The 17159-nt window shown below is 64.6% G+C and carries 16 protein-coding genes and 2 tRNA genes; 8 read left to right on the top strand and 10 right to left on the bottom strand.

Going from position 1 to position 17159, the window contains the following annotated elements; translation table 11 throughout:
* The first annotated feature begins 85 nt into the window (after positions 1 to 85).
* Positions 86 to 1102 carry an AraC family transcriptional regulator gene (locus AC1RQG_RS12100; RefSeq protein WP_493131588.1) on the top strand — a complete coding sequence of 339 codons (1017 nt, stop codon included), beginning with the start codon at positions 86 to 88 and terminating at the stop codon, positions 1100 to 1102.
* Here the strand turns inward: AC1RQG_RS12100 and AC1RQG_RS12105 are convergent.
* On the bottom strand, positions 1099 to 1539 hold the full coding sequence (locus tag AC1RQG_RS12105) for an FKBP-type peptidyl-prolyl cis-trans isomerase (RefSeq protein ID WP_493131590.1): 441 nt from the start codon (positions 1537 to 1539) through the stop codon (positions 1099 to 1101). The genes AC1RQG_RS12100 and AC1RQG_RS12105 overlap by 4 nt on opposite strands.
* Before the next feature lie 319 nt (positions 1540 to 1858).
* Between AC1RQG_RS12105 and AC1RQG_RS12110 the strand changes: the two genes are divergently transcribed.
* Entirely contained in the window at positions 1859 to 2452 is a 594-nt protein-coding gene (locus AC1RQG_RS12110) for a hypothetical protein (protein ID WP_493131592.1), read from the top strand.
* 98 nt (positions 2453 to 2550) lie between these two features.
* Here AC1RQG_RS12110 and AC1RQG_RS12115 read toward each other — a convergent pair.
* The 4 genes from AC1RQG_RS12115 to AC1RQG_RS12130 form a co-directional block, all read right to left on the bottom strand.
* A tRNA-Ser gene (locus tag AC1RQG_RS12115) sits at positions 2551 to 2642 on the bottom strand.
* A 69-nt stretch (positions 2643 to 2711) separates the two neighbouring features.
* A tRNA-Ser gene (locus tag AC1RQG_RS12120) sits at positions 2712 to 2802 on the bottom strand.
* Between the two features lie 108 nt (positions 2803 to 2910).
* On the bottom strand, positions 2911 to 4203 hold the full coding sequence (gene serS, locus AC1RQG_RS12125; protein ID WP_493131593.1) for a serine--tRNA ligase: 1293 nt from the start codon (positions 4201 to 4203) through the stop codon (positions 2911 to 2913).
* 53 nt (positions 4204 to 4256) lie between these two features.
* Positions 4257 to 5093, bottom strand: coding sequence for an alpha/beta fold hydrolase (locus AC1RQG_RS12130; protein WP_493131595.1), 837 nt, complete (start codon positions 5091 to 5093; stop codon positions 4257 to 4259).
* A 148-nt stretch (positions 5094 to 5241) separates the two neighbouring features.
* Between AC1RQG_RS12130 and AC1RQG_RS12135 the strand changes: the two genes are divergently transcribed.
* Positions 5242 to 6084, top strand: a complete 843-nt coding sequence (locus AC1RQG_RS12135) for a helix-turn-helix domain-containing protein (RefSeq protein WP_493131597.1) — start codon at positions 5242 to 5244, stop codon at positions 6082 to 6084.
* Between the two features lie 62 nt (positions 6085 to 6146).
* Here the strand turns inward: AC1RQG_RS12135 and AC1RQG_RS12140 are convergent, their stop codons facing one another.
* Entirely contained in the window at positions 6147 to 7169 is a 1023-nt protein-coding gene (locus tag AC1RQG_RS12140; RefSeq protein ID WP_493131599.1) for an AraC family transcriptional regulator, read from the bottom strand.
* Positions 7170 to 7446: 277 nt separating this feature from the next.
* On the opposite strand from AC1RQG_RS12140, the gene AC1RQG_RS12145 reads away from it, so the two are divergent.
* Positions 7447 to 8304, top strand: coding sequence for a TauD/TfdA dioxygenase family protein (locus AC1RQG_RS12145; protein ID WP_493131601.1), 858 nt, complete (start codon positions 7447 to 7449; stop codon positions 8302 to 8304).
* Positions 8305 to 8355: 51 nt separating this feature from the next.
* Positions 8356 to 9417, top strand: coding sequence for a beta-keto acid cleavage family enzyme (locus AC1RQG_RS12150; RefSeq protein WP_493131603.1), 1062 nt, complete (start codon positions 8356 to 8358; stop codon positions 9415 to 9417).
* A gap of 210 nt (positions 9418 to 9627) precedes the next feature.
* On the opposite strand, the gene AC1RQG_RS12155 is transcribed toward AC1RQG_RS12150, so the two are convergent.
* From AC1RQG_RS12155 to AC1RQG_RS12165, 3 genes are all read right to left on the bottom strand, one after another.
* Positions 9628 to 10932 carry a replication-associated recombination protein A gene (locus tag AC1RQG_RS12155; RefSeq protein WP_493131605.1) on the bottom strand — a complete coding sequence of 435 codons (1305 nt, stop codon included), beginning with the start codon at positions 10930 to 10932 and terminating at the stop codon, positions 9628 to 9630.
* Positions 10933 to 11004: 72 nt separating this feature from the next.
* Positions 11005 to 11649 carry an outer membrane lipoprotein chaperone LolA gene (gene lolA, locus AC1RQG_RS12160; RefSeq protein WP_493131607.1) on the bottom strand — a complete coding sequence of 215 codons (645 nt, stop codon included), beginning with the start codon at positions 11647 to 11649 and terminating at the stop codon, positions 11005 to 11007.
* Between the two features lie 23 nt (positions 11650 to 11672).
* On the bottom strand, positions 11673 to 14027 hold the full coding sequence (locus tag AC1RQG_RS12165) for a DNA translocase FtsK (protein WP_493131609.1): 2355 nt from the start codon (positions 14025 to 14027) through the stop codon (positions 11673 to 11675).
* A 270-nt stretch (positions 14028 to 14297) separates the two neighbouring features.
* Here AC1RQG_RS12165 and trxB point away from each other — a divergent pair, with 270 nt between their 5' ends.
* From trxB to AC1RQG_RS12180, 3 genes are all read left to right on the top strand, one after another.
* A complete protein-coding gene (gene trxB / locus AC1RQG_RS12170) occupies positions 14298 to 15251 on the top strand; it encodes a thioredoxin-disulfide reductase (protein WP_493131611.1) in 954 nt (317 codons plus the stop codon).
* Positions 15252 to 15257: 6 nt separating this feature from the next.
* Positions 15258 to 15929, top strand: a complete 672-nt coding sequence (locus tag AC1RQG_RS12175) for a Smr/MutS family protein (RefSeq protein WP_493131613.1) — start codon at positions 15258 to 15260, stop codon at positions 15927 to 15929.
* Between the two features lie 168 nt (positions 15930 to 16097).
* Positions 16098 to 16721, top strand: a complete 624-nt coding sequence (locus tag AC1RQG_RS12180; RefSeq protein WP_493131615.1) for a trimeric intracellular cation channel family protein — start codon at positions 16098 to 16100, stop codon at positions 16719 to 16721.
* A 46-nt stretch (positions 16722 to 16767) separates the two neighbouring features.
* Here the strand turns inward: AC1RQG_RS12180 and AC1RQG_RS12185 are convergent, their stop codons facing one another.
* The gene (locus AC1RQG_RS12185) at positions 16768 to 17106 is read right to left on the bottom strand and encodes a P-II family nitrogen regulator (RefSeq protein ID WP_008447011.1); all 339 of its coding nucleotides are present in this window, start codon (positions 17104 to 17106) and stop codon (positions 16768 to 16770) included.
* Positions 17107 to 17159 lie beyond the last annotated feature (53 nt).

Raw genomic sequence — 17159 nt, forward strand, 5'->3', positions numbered from 1 at the left:
TGCTGGAAACGGATGGCCCGGTATTGACATTTGGCGACTATAAGTTAACACTTGAAGACACCCTCCATCCACCATCGGCGCGCTCATGACGGTCCTGGTTCGCTCGGCGACCCTCTCCACTTTCGACATCCTGGCCAAAGGCTTGCGGCTGGACGTGCCCAGCCTGCTGGCGCGCTTCGGCATCCCGTTGCAGGCGCTGCACGATCCGGACATGCTGGTGTCCTACCAGGGCTTCATCAACCTGCTCGAATATTCGGCCTCGCTCGGACGCTGTCCCGACCTGGGCTTGCGGCTGGCGCAGGCGCGCGGCATCAGCATCCTCGGCCCCATCGCGGTGCTGCTGCGCCATGCGGGCACGGTGGGCGAGGCGTTGGCGCTGGCCTCGCGCTACCTGTTCGTCCACAGCCCCGCATTGAAACTGCAGACACAAATCGTGCCCGGCCAGCCAGACCTGATCGACGTGGTGTTCGACCTCAGCCACGCTAAGCTGACGGCCCGGCCGCAAGTGATCAGCCTGGCGCTGGGCATCGTCTGCCAGGGATTGAGTGTGATGACGGCGGCGCGCATCGCGCCGCAACTGGTGATGCTGCCGCACGCGCCGGTCGCGGACGAGCAGGCCTATCGGCAAGCGTACAACTGCCCGGTGCAATTCCGGGCGCCGGTGGCGGCCGTGCGGTTGCGGGTCAGCGATTTGAAAGTGGAAGTGTCGGGCAACGACCCGCAGATGAAGGAATTGGCGCTAGGTTATCTGGAGCAACAAGGCGGCAAACCGCAGACCTTGTTGTCCGAGCGCGTGCGCCGGCTGGTGCGGCATTTCCTCAGCGCCGGCCACGCGCGCCACACCGACATCGCCAGCGCGCTGTCGCTCCATCCGCGCACCTTGCAGCGACGGCTGGCGGCGGAAGGCGCCACGTTCGAACAGTTGGTCGACGCGGTGCGCAAGGAGCAGTTCCTGGAACTGATCGACCTGCCCATGGCGCCGTCGATGACGCAGATCGCGCACATCCTCGGCTACGCGGAAGTGTCGGTGCTCACGCGCAGCTGCAAGCGGTGGTTCGGCGTCACGCCGCGCGCCATGCGACGCCAGGCGCAAACGCCTTAACGTACTTCGAGCAACTCGACGTCGAAGATCAGGGTGGCGTTGGCCGGGATCGGGCCGGCGCCGCCGGCGCCGTAACCCATGGCCGGCGGCACGATCAGCGTGCGCTTGCCGCCCACCTTCATGCCCTGCACGCCCTCATCCCAACCCTGGATGACCTGTCCGGCACCGAGCTGGAAACTGAACGGCGCGCGCCCGACCGAGGAATCGAACTGCGCGCCGTGCTTCAACGGCGCATTCGGCTCGTACAGCCAGCCGGTGTAATTGACCACCGCCGTCGTGCCGGCCACAGCTTCCTTGCCGGTGCCGACCACGCCATCGATCTTTTGCAATGGCGCGGCGGCGGCGTCGGCCGAAGCTGGCGGGGTGGCGCGGTTGCAAGCGGCCAAGGCGAAGGTGAGGGTCAGACCGATAATGCTGGAGGAAAGCAGTCGTTTCATGGTGTTGTTGGCGCGCCGGGAGGCGCGTGTCTGAGTGTGTGGATGAAGCGAGGCATTGTACTCGACCGGCGCGCGCCTACGGGCATGTCGCACCACGCCCCGCCGGGCCATGCCGCAAGAAAGTGATTGCAAATCGTCTAATTTTTAACTAAATTGGGCTGACATACCGCCGGGGCTGCGCGGCGCCGCCGTCGCCCCTCCGCGCCCCGGCCGTTTGCTCCCTGCGCACCAGCCTAGCATGCGTCTCACCCCGTACCCGCCGTCGCAGATAAAGAACAAACCAGCGCGTTTTTTTCGCCACCACCTAGGAGAATTTGCCATGCCAAATGAACGAGTGTTGATGGGCAAGCTGAGAATATTCGGGAAACGTCCGGGCGACAAGACGCTGGGATGGCTTTACGATCAATCGAAATTCCTGTTCAAATCGAACGCACCGGACGGGCATGCACAGGAATATGACGATTTCTGCCGGCAAGTCATCACCGCCTCGGTGCAGATCAGCCAGAACGCCGAGGGCAAGAAGGTGGCCGACAAGTTCCGCAACCTCAAATTCATGGTCGACATCGTGCCGGCCTGCGGCGGCGGCTTTTTCGTGCCCTACGGTTCGGATGCGAGCGCCACCTACGAATTGCCCAACCGTGGCGAGACGGGCGCCGTGATCGTCTGGGACCCGAGCGGCAGCTACCGGCACAACAACACGGCCGACGGCGGCTCGACCGAGTATCCGCCCTGGGTCATTCTCGCGCACGAGATGGGTCACGCCATCCAGCTGGGCGAATCGGGCCAGAACGGCAACGCCTGGCTGTCCCACTACGCCAGCAACCAGGAAGAGGTGGAGATGGACAACATCGGCAAGCACGAGACGCCCATCGTCCAGTCGCTGGGCCTGAAAGCACGCACAAAATATCAGTAAGGCTGGGCAACCCTGAATGAATCAACACAAAAAAACCGCCGTCCCAGTGTTGGGATGGCGGTTTCTTTGATGTCCATCTAACTGACTGGACGGTACCCTGGCGGAGAGGGGTGGGATTCGAACCCACGGTAGGGGGAAACCCTACGCCTGATTTCGAGTCAGGTACATTCGACCACTCTGCCACCTCTCCGGTGTTCTTTTCGAGCGCTCGGCCAACAACGTTGGCACAAGGGTGGTCTGTAACAAACGACGACCTATTTGGCGGAAAGGGTGGGATTCGAACCCACGGTAGGGGGAAACCCTACGCCTGATTTCGAGTCAGGTACATTCGACCACTCTGCCACCTTTCCGGGTCTAACTACTGTCGCTTGCTGCTGCGAAGGCAAAATTATAGCAGAGCAAAACTGAATTGGAAGGGAAAACGTAAAAAATTTGTTCGCCCCACCCCACAATGTGGCTCAGTCCGCCTTCAGATGCGTCAAGCCGCCCATGTACGGACGCAGCACGGCGGGGATCTCGACGCTGCCGTCGGCCTGCTGGTAGTTCTCCAGCACGGCCACCAGCGTGCGGCCCACGGCCAGGCCGGAACCGTTCAGCGTATGCAGCAGCTCAGGCTTGCCCTGGGCATTGCGGAAGCGGGCCTGCATGCGGCGCGCCTGGAACGCTTCGCAGTTCGACAGCGACGAAATCTCGCGGTAGGTGTTCTGCGCCGGCAGCCATACTTCCAGGTCGAAGGTCTTGGTCGCGCCAAAGCCCATGTCGCCAGTGCACAGCGCCATCACGCGGTACGGCAGACCCAGGCGTTGCAGAATGGTTTCCGCATGGCCCACCATCTCGTCCAGCACCTGGTACGAGGTGTCGGGATGCACGACCTGCACCATTTCCACCTTGTCGAACTGGTGCTGGCGGATCATGCCTCGGGTGTCGCGGCCATAGCTGCCCGCTTCCGAGCGGAAGCACGGGGTGTGGGCCGTCATCTTCAGCGGCAGCGCATCGGCGGCCAGGATCTCGTCGCGCACGATGTTGGTCAGCGACACTTCCGAGGTCGGGATCAGGTAGAAGGTCTCGCCCTCGCCTTCTGCGCCGCCTTTTTTCACGGAGAACAGGTCGGCTTCAAACTTGGGCAGCTGGCCGGTGCCGCGCAGCGAATCGGCGTTGACCATGTACGGCGTGTAGCACTCGGTGTAGCCGTGCTCGTCGGTGTGGGTGTTCAGCATGAACTGCGCCAGCGCGCGGTGCAGGCGGGCAATGCCACCCTTCATCACGGAGAAACGCGAGCCGGTCAGCTTGGTGGCCACGTCGAAATCCAGGCCCAGCGCGGCGCCCACGTCGACGTGGTCCTTGACCTCGAAATCGAAGCTGCGCGGCGTGCCGACGCGGCGCACTTCCACGTTGGCCGTCTCGTCGGTGCCCACCGGCACGGATTCGTGCGGCAGGTTGGGGATGGCTTGCATGAAATCGCTGAGCTTGGCCTGCAGGGCCGACAGCGCCGTCTCGTTGGCTTTGAGCTCGTCGCCCAAGCCGCCCACTTCGGCCATCACGGCCGACGTATCTTCCCCTTTGCCCTTCATCATGCCGATCTGCTTGGACAGCGAATTGCGCTTGCCTTGCAGTTCTTCGGTACGGGTCTGGATCGCCTTGCGCTCCGCTTCGAGCGCGTTGAAACCAGCCACGTCGAGCTGGAATTTGCGGGTCGCCAGGCGCTCGGCGACGGTGGCGATGTCTTTACGAAGGAGTTGGATATCTATCATGGGGGAAAACGTGCCGTTATATCGAAAACGCAATTGTACCAAGAGGATGACGTTTATCCGCCAGTTTTACGCTCGGCCTGCGGCGCCACGCCGGTGGCCGTCTCGTCCAGCCAGGCCGCGACCGCCGCGTTGAACGCCCCGGGTTCGCGCACCATGGGCCAGTGGTCGGCCTTGAAGCCCAGCACCCGGCACCCCGGCTGGCTGGCCAGCGCCTCGGCCCATGGCTTCGAGTGGAACATGAACGCCTTCCTGCTGCCGTAGATGAACAGCATCGGGCAGGCCGGCACGAAGCGCTGGCGGCCGCGATAGGAGCCGTGCGCGCCGGTCCAGGTGATGTAGTACGGGAAGTTCATGGCCGACGTGATGTAGCGCGGATCGGCCGGTACCTTCATCAGCCGCACCATGAAGTGCGTCATCCGGTCGCCCAGGCGGCCACCCACCTTCCACGCCACGGCCAGCCACAGCTGATACCACACCACCATCAGTTTGGCGCCCAGCGACAACGACTGCATGTAGACCTTCGATTCCACGTCGCCGATATCGACGCCGACGATGCGCTCCACCAGTTCCGGATGGCGCATGTAAAACTGGTAGCCGAACACGCAGCCCCAGTCGTGCAGCATCAGCGTCACCTTGCGGCCGGGGCTGACCTCGGCGACGATGCGCTCGAACGTGGCCAGCATCTCGGCCAGGCCGAACGCGCGGCGCGGCTTGCCGCAATCGAAGCCGGGCAAGGTGAAACGCACGCAGCGGTAACGCGGCGCCAGCGCGGCCACCTGCGCATCCCACAGGCGATAGGTGTCGGGCCAGCCGTGAAGCATGACGATCGTCTCGTCGCCCTCCCCTTCGATGAGGACGTCGATGCCATCTATCTGCAATTGTTGCTTCATGCCTGCTCCTGGTGTGAACGCTGGGTTGATATTGCACGGATGACCATCTTGAACCAAGCCGCGCACAGGATCAATGACCTCACAGATCATGTCTGCTTGACCTCGCAGGTCATGGCTGCCGCGCCGCCCGGGGCGGTAGAATGGGCTGATGGAATCCCTCTCCCCGCCAAACACCCCGCCCGCGCACGCCGGCGTCCTGCTGCGCGAGTGGCGCACCGCGCGCCGCCTGAGCCAGCTCGACCTGGCACTCGACGCAGGCTTGTCCACCCGCCACCTGAGCTGCGTGGAAACCGGCAAGGCCCAGCCCAGCCGCGAAGTGCTGACCCGCCTGGCCGACACGCTGCAAATGCCGCTGCGCGCGCGCAACGCGCTGATGGTGGCCGCCGGCTTCGCGCCGCGCTACCCGGAGACGGCGCTGGTCAAGCCGGAACTGAGCCAGATGCGGCGCGCGATCGAGTTCATCCTCGGCCAGCAGGAACCGTATCCGGCCATGCTGATGAACCGGCATTGGGACGTGCTGATGGCCAACCGCGCCTCGGCCCGCGTCAACCGTTACGTGATGGGCGGCAAGCGGACTGCCCACCGCAACCTGCTGCGCCAGATATTCGACCCGGCCGACCTGCGCGCGGCCATCGTCAACTGGGAGGAAGTGGCGGGCAACCTGATGCGCCACCTGCACAGCGTGGTGGCCGGCGCGCCCACCGACCACGTGGCGCGCGCGCTGCTCGACGAGATGCTGGCCTACCCCGGCGTGCCGTCGCGCTGGCGGCTGCGCGAGCTGGACGCGAGCGCCGTGCCGCTGCAAAACACCATCCTGCGGCACGACGGCGGCGAGCTGCGCTTCTTCTCCACCATCACCACCTTCGGCACCCCGCGCGACGTCACGCTGGACGAGGTGCACATCGAATGCTGCTTCCCTGTCGATGAAGCGACAGCCGAACTATGCCGCGAACTGGCGCGGCGCGATCAGTCCAGCCCCGCCAGCAAATGATGTGAACCAGACCGTGACCATAGCGCGCATGCACGGGCCGACGCCGATGCCAACCAAGCCAGCTAAGCGATGGGCGGCGCGTTCGGATGGAACCGCTCCGCGCGCCACACGCTGGGCGGCTTGCCGAAGCGGGCGATGAACCAGCGCGTGAATGACGCCTGCCGCGTATAGCCGAGCAGCGCGGCGATGCGCCCGATGGGGAAACGCGCATTGCCCAGGTAGCGCACGGCCAGCTCATGCCGCACGTCCGACAGCAGGTCGATGAACTCGGTGCCATGCTCGCGCAAATGGCGCTGCAGGCTACGCCCGCTCAGCCGCAGCTTGACGGCCACCCCATCGACGGTCGCCTCGTTCAACGGCAGCAGCAGGTAGATCGCGCGCCGCACTTCGAACACGATCGATTCATGGTCGGCCGCGTTGAGCGGCGCGGCCAGGCTTTCCGCGTAGCGCACCAGGGCCGGATCGGCGGCCGGGTTGGGCGCGTCCAGGTCGGCCGCCACGCACACGATGCCGTTGAACTCGCGCCCGAAATGGACGTTGCAGCCGAAATAGCGCCGGTGGAAGCTGGCATCGGCCGGCCCCGCGTGCGTGAAGTTGACGCTCTTGGGGCGCCATCCCTCCCCCAGCAGCACGCGGCAGATGCGCGACAGCACGCCCACGGCCAGCTCCGTCGCCTGCCGCGTCTGCACCTCGGCGCCGGCGATGATTTCCTCGCGGATCAGCACCGTGTCGTCCACGGTTTCGATGTGGATGGCCAGCGCGTCGTTGAGCAGGTGGTGGTAGCGCTCGGCCGTCAACAGCGATTCGCGTAAGGTGCGCGCGTGCGACATCAACAGGCCGATGGGGCCCACGTCGCGCCGCTGGCGCAGCGCCGCCATCTCCAGCCCGAACGTGGCGCAGGCCGAGCGCTGGGCCGACAGTTCGAGCAAGCGGCACACGGCCTCCAGCGGCACGCGCTGTTCCTGATCGCCCACCTGCGCCGCCGCGATGCCCACTTCGCCCAGCAGCGCCAGCGCGTTGAGCTTGTGGCGGCTGGCCACTTCCAGGTAGCCGGTCAGCGTACTGGCCCGAATTAATGTTTCCATTTGGCTCCTTTTAAACCAGGGTCTGACCCGAGGGGTCAGACCCTCCTCCCGCTGACACCACTGTGCTTTTGACCCGAGGGGTCAGACCCTCCTCCCGCTGACACCACTGTGCTTTTGTGCGCGAAATCAATTCCTGATTTCAGTATAGCGGGGTTGGCGCAAAATGAGAAAACATTGGCGCATAAAGAGAAACTTTGACGGGCCGCCTCCCTATACTTGCTCTCAACCGCAACACATTTGCGGCGATCCACCAAGACGACAACACGACGGAGACAAGATGAAAATCGAACAAATGACCTGCGCCATCGGCGCCGAGTTGCTGGACGTGAATCTGGGCGACGCGGTCCGCGACGACGGCCTGTTCAACGCCATTTACGACGCCCTACTCAAATACAAGGTGCTGTTCTTGCGCGACCAGACGCTGGACAAGCTGTCACGCCACGACCACATGGCGTTCGCCCAGCGCCTGGGCCAGCTGGAAACCCACCCGATGGCGCCCAGCCATCCGGAAGCGCCGGGCCTGGTGCAGATCTACAAGACGCCGGACACGCCGATGGACCGCTACGAAAACAGCTGGCACAGCGACGGCACCTGGCGCGCGACGCCGGCGCTGGGCTGCGTGCTGCGCTGCATCGAGTCGCCCGCCGTCGGTGGCGACACCATGTGGGCCAACATGGTGCTGGCCTATGACAAGCTGCCGGCCCACGTCAAACAGGACATCGAAGGGCTGATCGCCAACCACAGCTTCAACGGCTCGTTCGCCGCCGCCATGCCGCTCGAACAGCGCCTGAAGATGAAGGAACAGTATCCGGACGCCGAACACCCGGTCGTGCGCACCCACCCTGAAACGGGCGAGAAGATCCTGTTCGTGAACGCCTTCGCCACCCATTTCGTCAACTTCCACAACAAGCAGCACGTGCGCTACGGCCAGGACTACAACAAGGGCGGCAGCGACCTGCTGCAATACCTGATCAGCCAGGCCTACGTGCCCGAGTATCAGGTGCGCTGGCGCTGGAAGCCGTACAGCATGGCCATCTGGGACAACCGCAGCACCCAGCATTACGCCGTCATGGATTACCCGCCCTGCCATCGCAAGATGGAGCGCGCCGCCATCATCGGCGACAAACCGTTCTAAGCCTGGGCCATCCCAGAAAACCACCCCGCATCTCAGACCAAGGAGCAAAAAATGAATTTCCTCGATGGCTCGCTGTTCCCGGAAAACCAGCAAAAACTCGTCATCACGGCCGCCCCGTTCGGCCCCGAATGGCAACCGTCCGACTTCCCCGAGGACATCCCCGTCACGCTGGAACAGCAGATCCAGAAAGCCGTGGACTGCTACAACGCCGGCGCCACCGTGCTGCACGTGCATGGCCGCGAGGACGACGGCAGCGGCTCCAAGCGCCTGGAGCGCACCAACGAACTGGTGGCCGGCATCCGCGCGCGCTGCCCGGACATGATTTTGCAGGTGGGCGGCTCGATCTCGTTCGCCCCCACCGAGGAAGGCGCAACGGCCAAGTGGCTGTCGGACGACACCCGCCACGGCCTGGCCATGATCGAGCCCAAGCCGGACCAGGTGACGATCGCCATCAACAGCAACCAGATGAACGTGGTGGAGCAGATGTGCGCGGCCGACGTGCAAGGCACCTCGCTGGCCGTGGGCACGCCCGGCTACTTCGCCTACCGCGAAATGACGATCCCGGCCGGCCCGGAATGGGTGGAGGAACACATCCGCCGCCTGTCGGCGCGCGGCATCCAGACCCACTTCCAGCTGGCCAACATCGCCCAACTGGAAACGGTGGAACGCATGATGCGGCGCGGCGTGTGCAACGTGCCGCTGATCCTGACGTGGGTGGCCATCGGCGGCGGCTTCGAAGCGCCCAACCTCTACAACCTGGCCAACTTCGTGCGCGCCTGCCCGGACGGCTCGGTGCTGACGCTGGAAAGCTCCATGCTCAACACCCTGCCGCTCAACATGATGGCCATCGCCATGGGCTTGCACGTGCGCTGCGGCATCGAGGACAACCTGTGGACCCAGGACCGCTCGCGCAAGATGTCGACCGTGGAGCAGATCGAACAGCTGGTGCGCATCTCGCGCGAGTTCGGCCGCGACGTGGCCAACGGCAAGGAGGCGCGCGAGATCTACAAGATCGGCACCTTCTACGAAACGGCGGACGAGGCGTTGGCCAAAAACGGCTTCGCGCCCAACCGCAAGCCGGGCCAGAAAGGCTTCACGCAGTTCGGCCGCTGATCGGGCCTATCGCCCGGCGGACCTGTTCGCCGGGACACATCCTCCGCCCCCGCGCATCGCCGCGCCGGGGCGGAATTCGTTCGCGTGCGCGGGCACGCGCAAGCACGCGCAAGCACGCGCGGATGCGCGAGGCGCGCGGAAGAACGCGGGGGTGCGTGGGGCACACCAAGGTACGTGATGCGAGGGGCGCCAACCAGCGTCCGTACTGCCTCACTGCTTGCCGGCGTCCTCATCGAGCTTGCGCAGGAACGCCATCTTGTCGGCGATCTTGCTTTCCAGCCCGCGCGGCACGGGCTGATACCAGCCCGGCTCCCCTATCCCATCGGGGAAATAGGTTTCGCCGGCCGCATACGCATGCGGCTCGTCGTGCGCGTAGCGGTATTCGTGACCGTAGCCCAGTTCCTTCATCAGCTTGGTCGGCGCGTTGCGCAGATGCACGGGCACCTCGCGCGACTTGTCCTTTTTCACGAACGCCATGGCCTGGTTGAACGCCATGTAGCCGGCGTTGCTCTTGGCCGCGATGGCCAGATAGATCACGGCCTGCCCCAGCGCCAGCTCCCCTTCCGGCGAGCCGAGCCGCTCGAAGGTGGCGGCGGCGTCGTTGGCCAACTGGATCGCGCGCGGATCGGCCAGGCCGATGTCCTCCCACGCCATGCGCACGATGCGGCGCGACAGGTATTTGGCGTCGGCGCCGCCGTCGAGCATGCGGCACAGCCAGTACAGGGCCGCGTCCGGATTGGAGCCGCGCACGGATTTGTGCAGGGCCGAAATCTGGTCGTAGAAATTGTCGCCGCCCTTGTCGAAACGGCGCGCGTTCAAGGTCAGCGCGTTCTGGATGAATTCGGGTGTGACGACGTTGGTGCGGGCCGCGTTGGCGGCCGTGCTGGTCTGCTCCAGCAGGTTGAGCAGGCGGCGCGCATCGCCGTCCGCGTAGCCGACCAGGGTGTCGATGGCGGCGTCCTCGATCTGCAGGTGGGACAGCACCTTCTCGCGCGCCTTGGCCACCAGCTGCTTGAGCTCGTCCTCGTTCAGCGATTGCAGCACATACACTTGCGAGCGCGACAGCAATGCCGAGTTGACTTCGAACGAGGGGTTTTCCGTGGTGGCGCCGATCAGCGTCACCAGGCCCGATTCCGCGTACGGCAGCAGCGCATCCTGCTGCGACTTGTTGAAGCGGTGGATCTCGTCAACGAACAGGATGGTGTGCTTGCCCATGGCCAGATGCTGCTCGGCCTGCTCCATGGCGGCGCGGATATCCTTCACGCCCGAGAACACGGCCGACAGCGCGATGAACTGGCAATCGAAGGAGTTGGCCGTCAGCCGCGCCAGCGTGGTCTTGCCCACGCCGGGCGGGCCCCACAGGATCATCGAATGGGGCTGGCCCGATTCGAACGCGAGGCGCAGCGGCTTGCCCGGCCCCAGCAAATGGCTTTGGCCGATCACTTCGTCCAGGGTCTTGGGCCGCAGCGCTTCCGCCAGCGGCTGGCGCGGTTCATTGGAGAAAAGGTCTGCCATGCTCGTTTGCCGTATCAAAAGAAAAAGCGCCGCAAGCACAAGCTGCGGCGCATGCTACCGTGCTGTCCAGGCTTAATTATTGAAGACGTCCGCGCCCTTGGGCATGACGAACTTAAAGCTCGTCGCATTTAACGGCGGATTACGTTCGATTTTCCTGAACGCCAGCACCGAGGTCTGGCCGAACGTGTCCTTCAGCTCCATCGCTTCGGGCAAGCCGTTGCGCAGGCCGATGGTGATTTCCTCGAAGCTGGTGTCCTTGGCCTTGGGCACGGCCTTCAGCCATTCCACGCCATCCTTGGTCCCCGCTTCCGACAGGGTGAAATTCTTTTCCAGGTCGTTGCTGCCGAACAGGATGGCGGCCGGCGAGGAACCGAGCGCGTTGCCCAGCTTCTTGACCGTGACCTGGTTCAAGTCCTTGTCGAAAATGTAGAGCTGCTCGCCATCGGCCTGCAACACCTGCTCGTACGGTTTCGCGTACGTCCAGATGAATTTGCCCGGACGGGCGAACACGAAGGTGCCGGTGGACGAGTTGGACGTCTTGGTGCCGCCGCTTTCCAGCCTCTTGACCTGATGCTGCGTGAATTCGCCCTTGGCCGACTTGGTGCCGGCCACGAAGCTCTTGAACTGTTCCAGCGCGCTCGCGTGGGCCGCGCCCGCCAGCAGCAGGCCGCTGACCAGGGCGGCCACGGTCTTGGCCAAGGTATTGCGATGTTTCATACTGTTTATCCTGTTTATGCTGTTTATTCCGCGCTGGCGGTGGGCGCCAGAATGTCGCGGTTGCCGTTCGACTGCATCGGCGACACCACGCCGCTCTGCTCCATCTGTTCCAGCAAGCGCGCCGCGCGATTGTAGCCGATGCGCAGATGACGCTGCACCAGCGAAATGGACGCGCGGCGGTTCTTGAGCACCACCTGCACGGCCTGATCGTACATCGGATCGGCCTCGCCGCCGCCCTCGCCGGGCGCCGCGCCGTCCGCGCCCCCCTCGCCTTCCAGCGTGCCGCCCTCCAGGATGCCCTCGATGTAATCGGGTTCGCCGGTGGTCTTCAAGTGCTTGACGACGCGGTGCACCTCCTCGTCGGACACGAACGCGCCGTGCACGCGCACCGGCAAGCCGGTGCCCGGTGGCATGTACAACATGTCGCCCATGCCCAGCAGGGTTTCCGCGCCCATCTGGTCGAGAATGGTGCGCGAGTCGATCTTGGACGACACCTGAAACGCGATCCGGGTCGGGATGTTGGCCTTGATCAGGCCCGTGATCACGTCCACAGATGGACGCTGCGTGGCCAGAATCAAGTGCAGGCCGGCCGCGCGCGCCTTCTGCGCGATACGGGCGATCAGTTCCTCCACCTTCTTGCCGACCACCATCATCAGGTCGGCCAGCTCGTCGATGATGATGACGATGGTGGGCAGTTTTTCCAGCGGCTCCGGCGAGTCCGGCGTCAGGCTGAACGGATTCGGGATGTGCTCCTCGCGCTTGCTCGCTTCCTCGATCTTGGCGTTGTAGCCGGCCAGGTTACGCACGCCCAACTTGGACATCAGCTTGTAGCGGCGCTCCATCTCGTTCACCGCCCAGTTGAGCGCGTGGCCGGCCTGGCGCATGTCCGTCACCACGGGCGCCAGCAGGTGCGGGATGCCTTCGTAAACCGACATCTCCAGCATCTTCGGATCGATCAGGATCATGCGCACGTCGAGCGGATCGGACTTGTACAGCAGCGACAGGATGGTGGCGTTGATGCCGACCGACTTACCGGAGCCGGTGGTACCAGCCACCAGCAAGTGCGGCATCTTGGCCAGGTCGGCCACCACGGCCTTGCCGGCGATGTCCTTGCCCAGCGCCACGGTCAGGCTGGAAGGGTTGTCGTTGTAGACCTTGGAGCCGACGATTTCGCTCAGGCGCACGATCTGGCGCTTAGGATTGGGCAGCTCCAGCGCCATGTAATTCTTGCCGGGGATGGTTTCCACCACGCGGATCGAGGTCAGCGACAGCGAACGGGCCAGGTCGCGCGCCAGGCCGACGATCTGGCTGCCCTTGACGCCGGTGGCCGGTTCGATCTCGTAGCGCGTGACGACGGGGCCCGGATAGGCCGCCACCACCTTGGCTTCCACGCCGAAGTCGGACAACTTCTTCTCGATCAGGCGGCTGGTGAACTCCAGCGTCTCCACGGCCACGGTTTCCTGCACCGGCGGCGGTTCGTCCAGCAAGGAGAGCGGCGGCAGGTGGCTGCCATCGGCCAGATCCTGGAACAGGCTGGCCTGCTTCTCCTTCTCCACGCGCTCGGACTTGACCACCGTGACCACCTGCGGCTCGATCTTGACGGGCGGCGCGGCCACGTGTTTCTCCACATGCTTGGCGCGCTCGCTGACCACCACTTCGTCGCGCTTGACGGCCGCCACCTCGCCCTGGCGGCGATCCTCGCGGTACTGGTAGCGCTGGATGAACCACTCGATGGCCGTCTCGATGCCGCCGCCGATGCGCTCGGCCACGGCCAGCCACGACACCTGGAAGAACAGGCTGAAACCCAAACCGAACAGCAGCAACAGCAGCAAGGTGGCGCCGGTGAAGCCCAGCGCCACGTGGGCCGAATGGCCGATCAGCTGCCCCAGCACGCCCCCGGGCGCGCGCGGCAACTGCACCTTGAGCGACCACATGCGCAAATATTCCAGCCCCACGCTGCCGAGGAACAGCAGCACAAAGCCGGCGATGCGGATGATGTACTCGTGCTGGTGTTCGGGCTCGGGCGTCTTCGACAACACAAACTGCTGGGTCAGCCCCGTGTAGCCCTTCCACACGAGGCGCAGCAGGCACAGGCACAGCCACCAGGCGGAAAAACCGAAGATGAACAGCAGCAGGTCGGCCAGCCAGGCGCCGGCCCGGCCGCCCAGATTGTGTACCCGCGGCACCACACTGGCGTGCGACCAGCCCGGGTCGCCCTTGGAATAACTGATCAGAATGAGCACGAAATAGACGGCCAGCGCCGCCAGCGCGAGCCAGCGCGCCTCCGACAACAGGCGCACCAGCCGGTTGGGCAAAGGTTGGCGTTCAGTCACAGTGCGGGTGTAGCTGGAGGGTGTCGATGGGCTGGATTTCGTCATACGCTCTGGGACTCGTGCTGCTGCCGGCGCCGCCGCCGGCCAAGAATTATTGCAATATTATCGACCATGAAACAGTCATCCCATCTATTCTACGGCATACGGGGCGTGCCCGGCCCCCTGATTCGTGCCGAATCGCCGCTTGGACTATAATCCTGCATTGCTTAACCGTGTGCAATAGCTGGCGCACCCTCGCCGCTCTTGCCGAACCGGAATTAGCCCCCAATTCGGATACGTTATCCTTCGTCCAACCTCTGAATAAGAAGCCATCCCATGACCACTCCAAAACACGCCCGCGTCTTGATCCTCGGTTCCGGCCCAGCCGGCTACAGCGCCGCCATCTACGCCGCGCGCGCCAACCTGAATCCGATGCTGGTGACGGGCGTCGAACAGGGCGGCCAGCTGATGACCACCACCGACGTGGAGAACTGGCCGGCGGACCCCATGGGTGTGCAAGGCCCGGACCTGATGCAGCGTTTCCTGCAGCACGCCGAGCGCTTCAACACGGAGATGGTGTTCGACCACATCCACACCGTCAAACTGAATGAAAAGCCACTGCGCCTGATCGGCGACAGCCATGAATACACCTGCGACTCGCTGATCATCGCCACCGGCGCCTCGGCCCAATACCTGGGCCTGCCGTCCGAGCAGGCGTTCATGGGCAAGGGCGTGTCGGCCTGCGCCACCTGCGATGGCTTCTTCTACCGCAACCAGGAAGTGGCCGTGGTCGGCGGCGGCAACACGGCCGTCGAGGAGGCGCTGTACCTGTCCAACATCGCCAACAAGGTCACCCTGATCCACCGCCGCGACAAGTTCCGCGCCGAGCCCATCCTGGTCGACCGCCTGAACGCCAAGGTCGCCGAAGGCAAGATCGTCATCAAGTACAACCACACCCTGCATGAAGTGGTGGGCGACGACAGCGGCGTGACGGGCGTGAAGATCGCCTCCACCGCCGACGGCGCCATCACCGACATCGCCGTGCACGGCCTGTTCGTGGCCATCGGCCACAAGCCGAACACGGACATCTTCGAAGGCCAGCTGGAGATGCACAACGGCTACATCAAGACCCGCACCGGCACCGAGGGCATGGCCACGGCCACCAACATCCCCGGCGTGTTCGCGGCCGGCGACGTGCAGGACCATGTCTACCGCCAGGCCATCACCAGCGCCGGCACCGGCTGCATGGCCGCGCTGGACGCCCAGCGCTACCTGGAAAGCCAGGAATAAGCGGCCATGGCGCTGAAGGACTTCGCCGACCTCAAGTCCCTGGGCAAGCAGCTCAAGGAACAGGCCGAGGCGCGCGCCGTGGCCAAGGTCGAAGCGGCCAAACAGGCCAAGGTGCAGGCGGTGGAAGCGAACCTGTTCCACGCCAGCGTGGGCGGCGTCAAGCGCCTGCCGGAGCAGAACCGGCTGGCGCCGGGCGCGCCCAGGGCGGCCGGCTTCACGCCGGCCACGCCCGCCCGCCCCCGCACCCAGGACGAGGATGACGCGGCCGTGCTGCGCGAAATGATGTCGGACCAGTTCGACGTCGAGCACCTGCTGGAGACGGAACCGACCGTCAGCTTCCTGCGCAACGGCGTGGGCCAGGACGTGATGCGCAAGCTGCGCAAGGGCCACTGGCCGGTGCAGGATGAGCGGGACCTGCACGGCATGCGGCGCGACGCCGCGCGCGACGCGATCGGCGCCTTCCTGCAGCAGGCCAAGCGGCGCAACGCGCGCTGCGTGGCCGTCATCTACGGCAAGGGCTACGGCTCGGTCAACGGCGAACCCGTGCTACGCTCCATGGTGCACAGCTGGCTGGAACAGAAGGAGGAAGTGATCGCCTTCTGCGCCGCCCGCCCGCTGGACGGCGGCGAAGGCGCGCTCATGGTGCTGCTGCGCGCCGCCCTGCAAACGCCGCGCTGACGCGCCCCGAGGGTCTGCCCCTTGGGTCTGAGCGGATTAGGGTCTGACCCTTGGGTCTGACCCTGGTTTTTGCGTGCCGGAGACGCAGCCAAACGAACAGCAAGGAAAAGACCAGGGCCTGCCCCAAAGGGTCAGGCCCTATCGCCCCCTATCTCACATAAAAAGAACATGAAGCACATCCCGCATGTCTCCCTCATCACCGTCATTGAAATCCTGGCGATACTGGTGGGGGCGATGTCGGGCTTCGTGGAGGCGCGCCGCAAGCGCATGGATCTGGTGGGCGTGTTCACGGTGGCCTTCATCACGGCCTTCGGCGGCGGCACGCTGCGCGACATTCTGCTCGACGTGCGGCCCCTGTTCTGGGTCGCGCACCAGGGTTACGCGATCCTGATCTTCGTGCTGGCCCTGGTGGCCACGCCGCTGGTGCGCACCATCCGCCAGATCGTCTCGGAACGGATCATCGTTGTGGCCGACGCCATCGGCCTGGGCCTGTTCGCCGTGGCCGGCGTGTCGCAGGCGCAGGCGGCCGACATGCCGGTGTTCATCGCGGCCATGATGGGGGTGATCACGGGGATCTTCGGCGGCGTGCTGCGCGACATCGTCTGCAACGAAGTGCCGATGGTGTTCCGCGACGGGAAACCGTACGCCATCTGCGCCTTCGCCGGCGCCTGGCTCTACATCGCGCTACAGTACACGCAGGTGTCGAACGACTTCGCGCTGTGGTTCAGCGCCGCCTTCATCACGCTATTGCGGCTGCTGACGTGGAAGTTCGATATGCGGATCAACCGCTGACCTTGCGCGCCGTCGTTCCCGCGCAGGCGGGAACGACGTGGTTCGCTTAAACGGCGTCGGCGCCCGTTTCGCCTGTGCGGATGCGGATCACCTGCTCCACGTTCTGCACAAAGATCTTGCCGTCGCCGATCTTGCCGGTGCGGGCGGCCTTGATGATGGCGTCCACCACCTGCTCGGCCACGCCGTCGTCCACCACCACCTCCACCTTCACCTTGGGCAGGAAGTCGACCACGTATTCGGCGCCGCGATACAGTTCCGTGTGGCCCTTCTGGCGACCGAAGCCCTTCACTTCCGTCACGGTCAGGCCGGTGACGTTGACTTCGGCCAGCGCTTCGCGCACTTCGTCCAGCTTGAACGGTTTGATCACTGCGGTAATCTGTTTCATGACATCTCCTCGAATGTAAATCGTATTGCTTAAAACCGGTGCGTCAATGGACA

Source organism: Rugamonas sp. GW822-FHT03B10 (assembly GCF_058801745.1).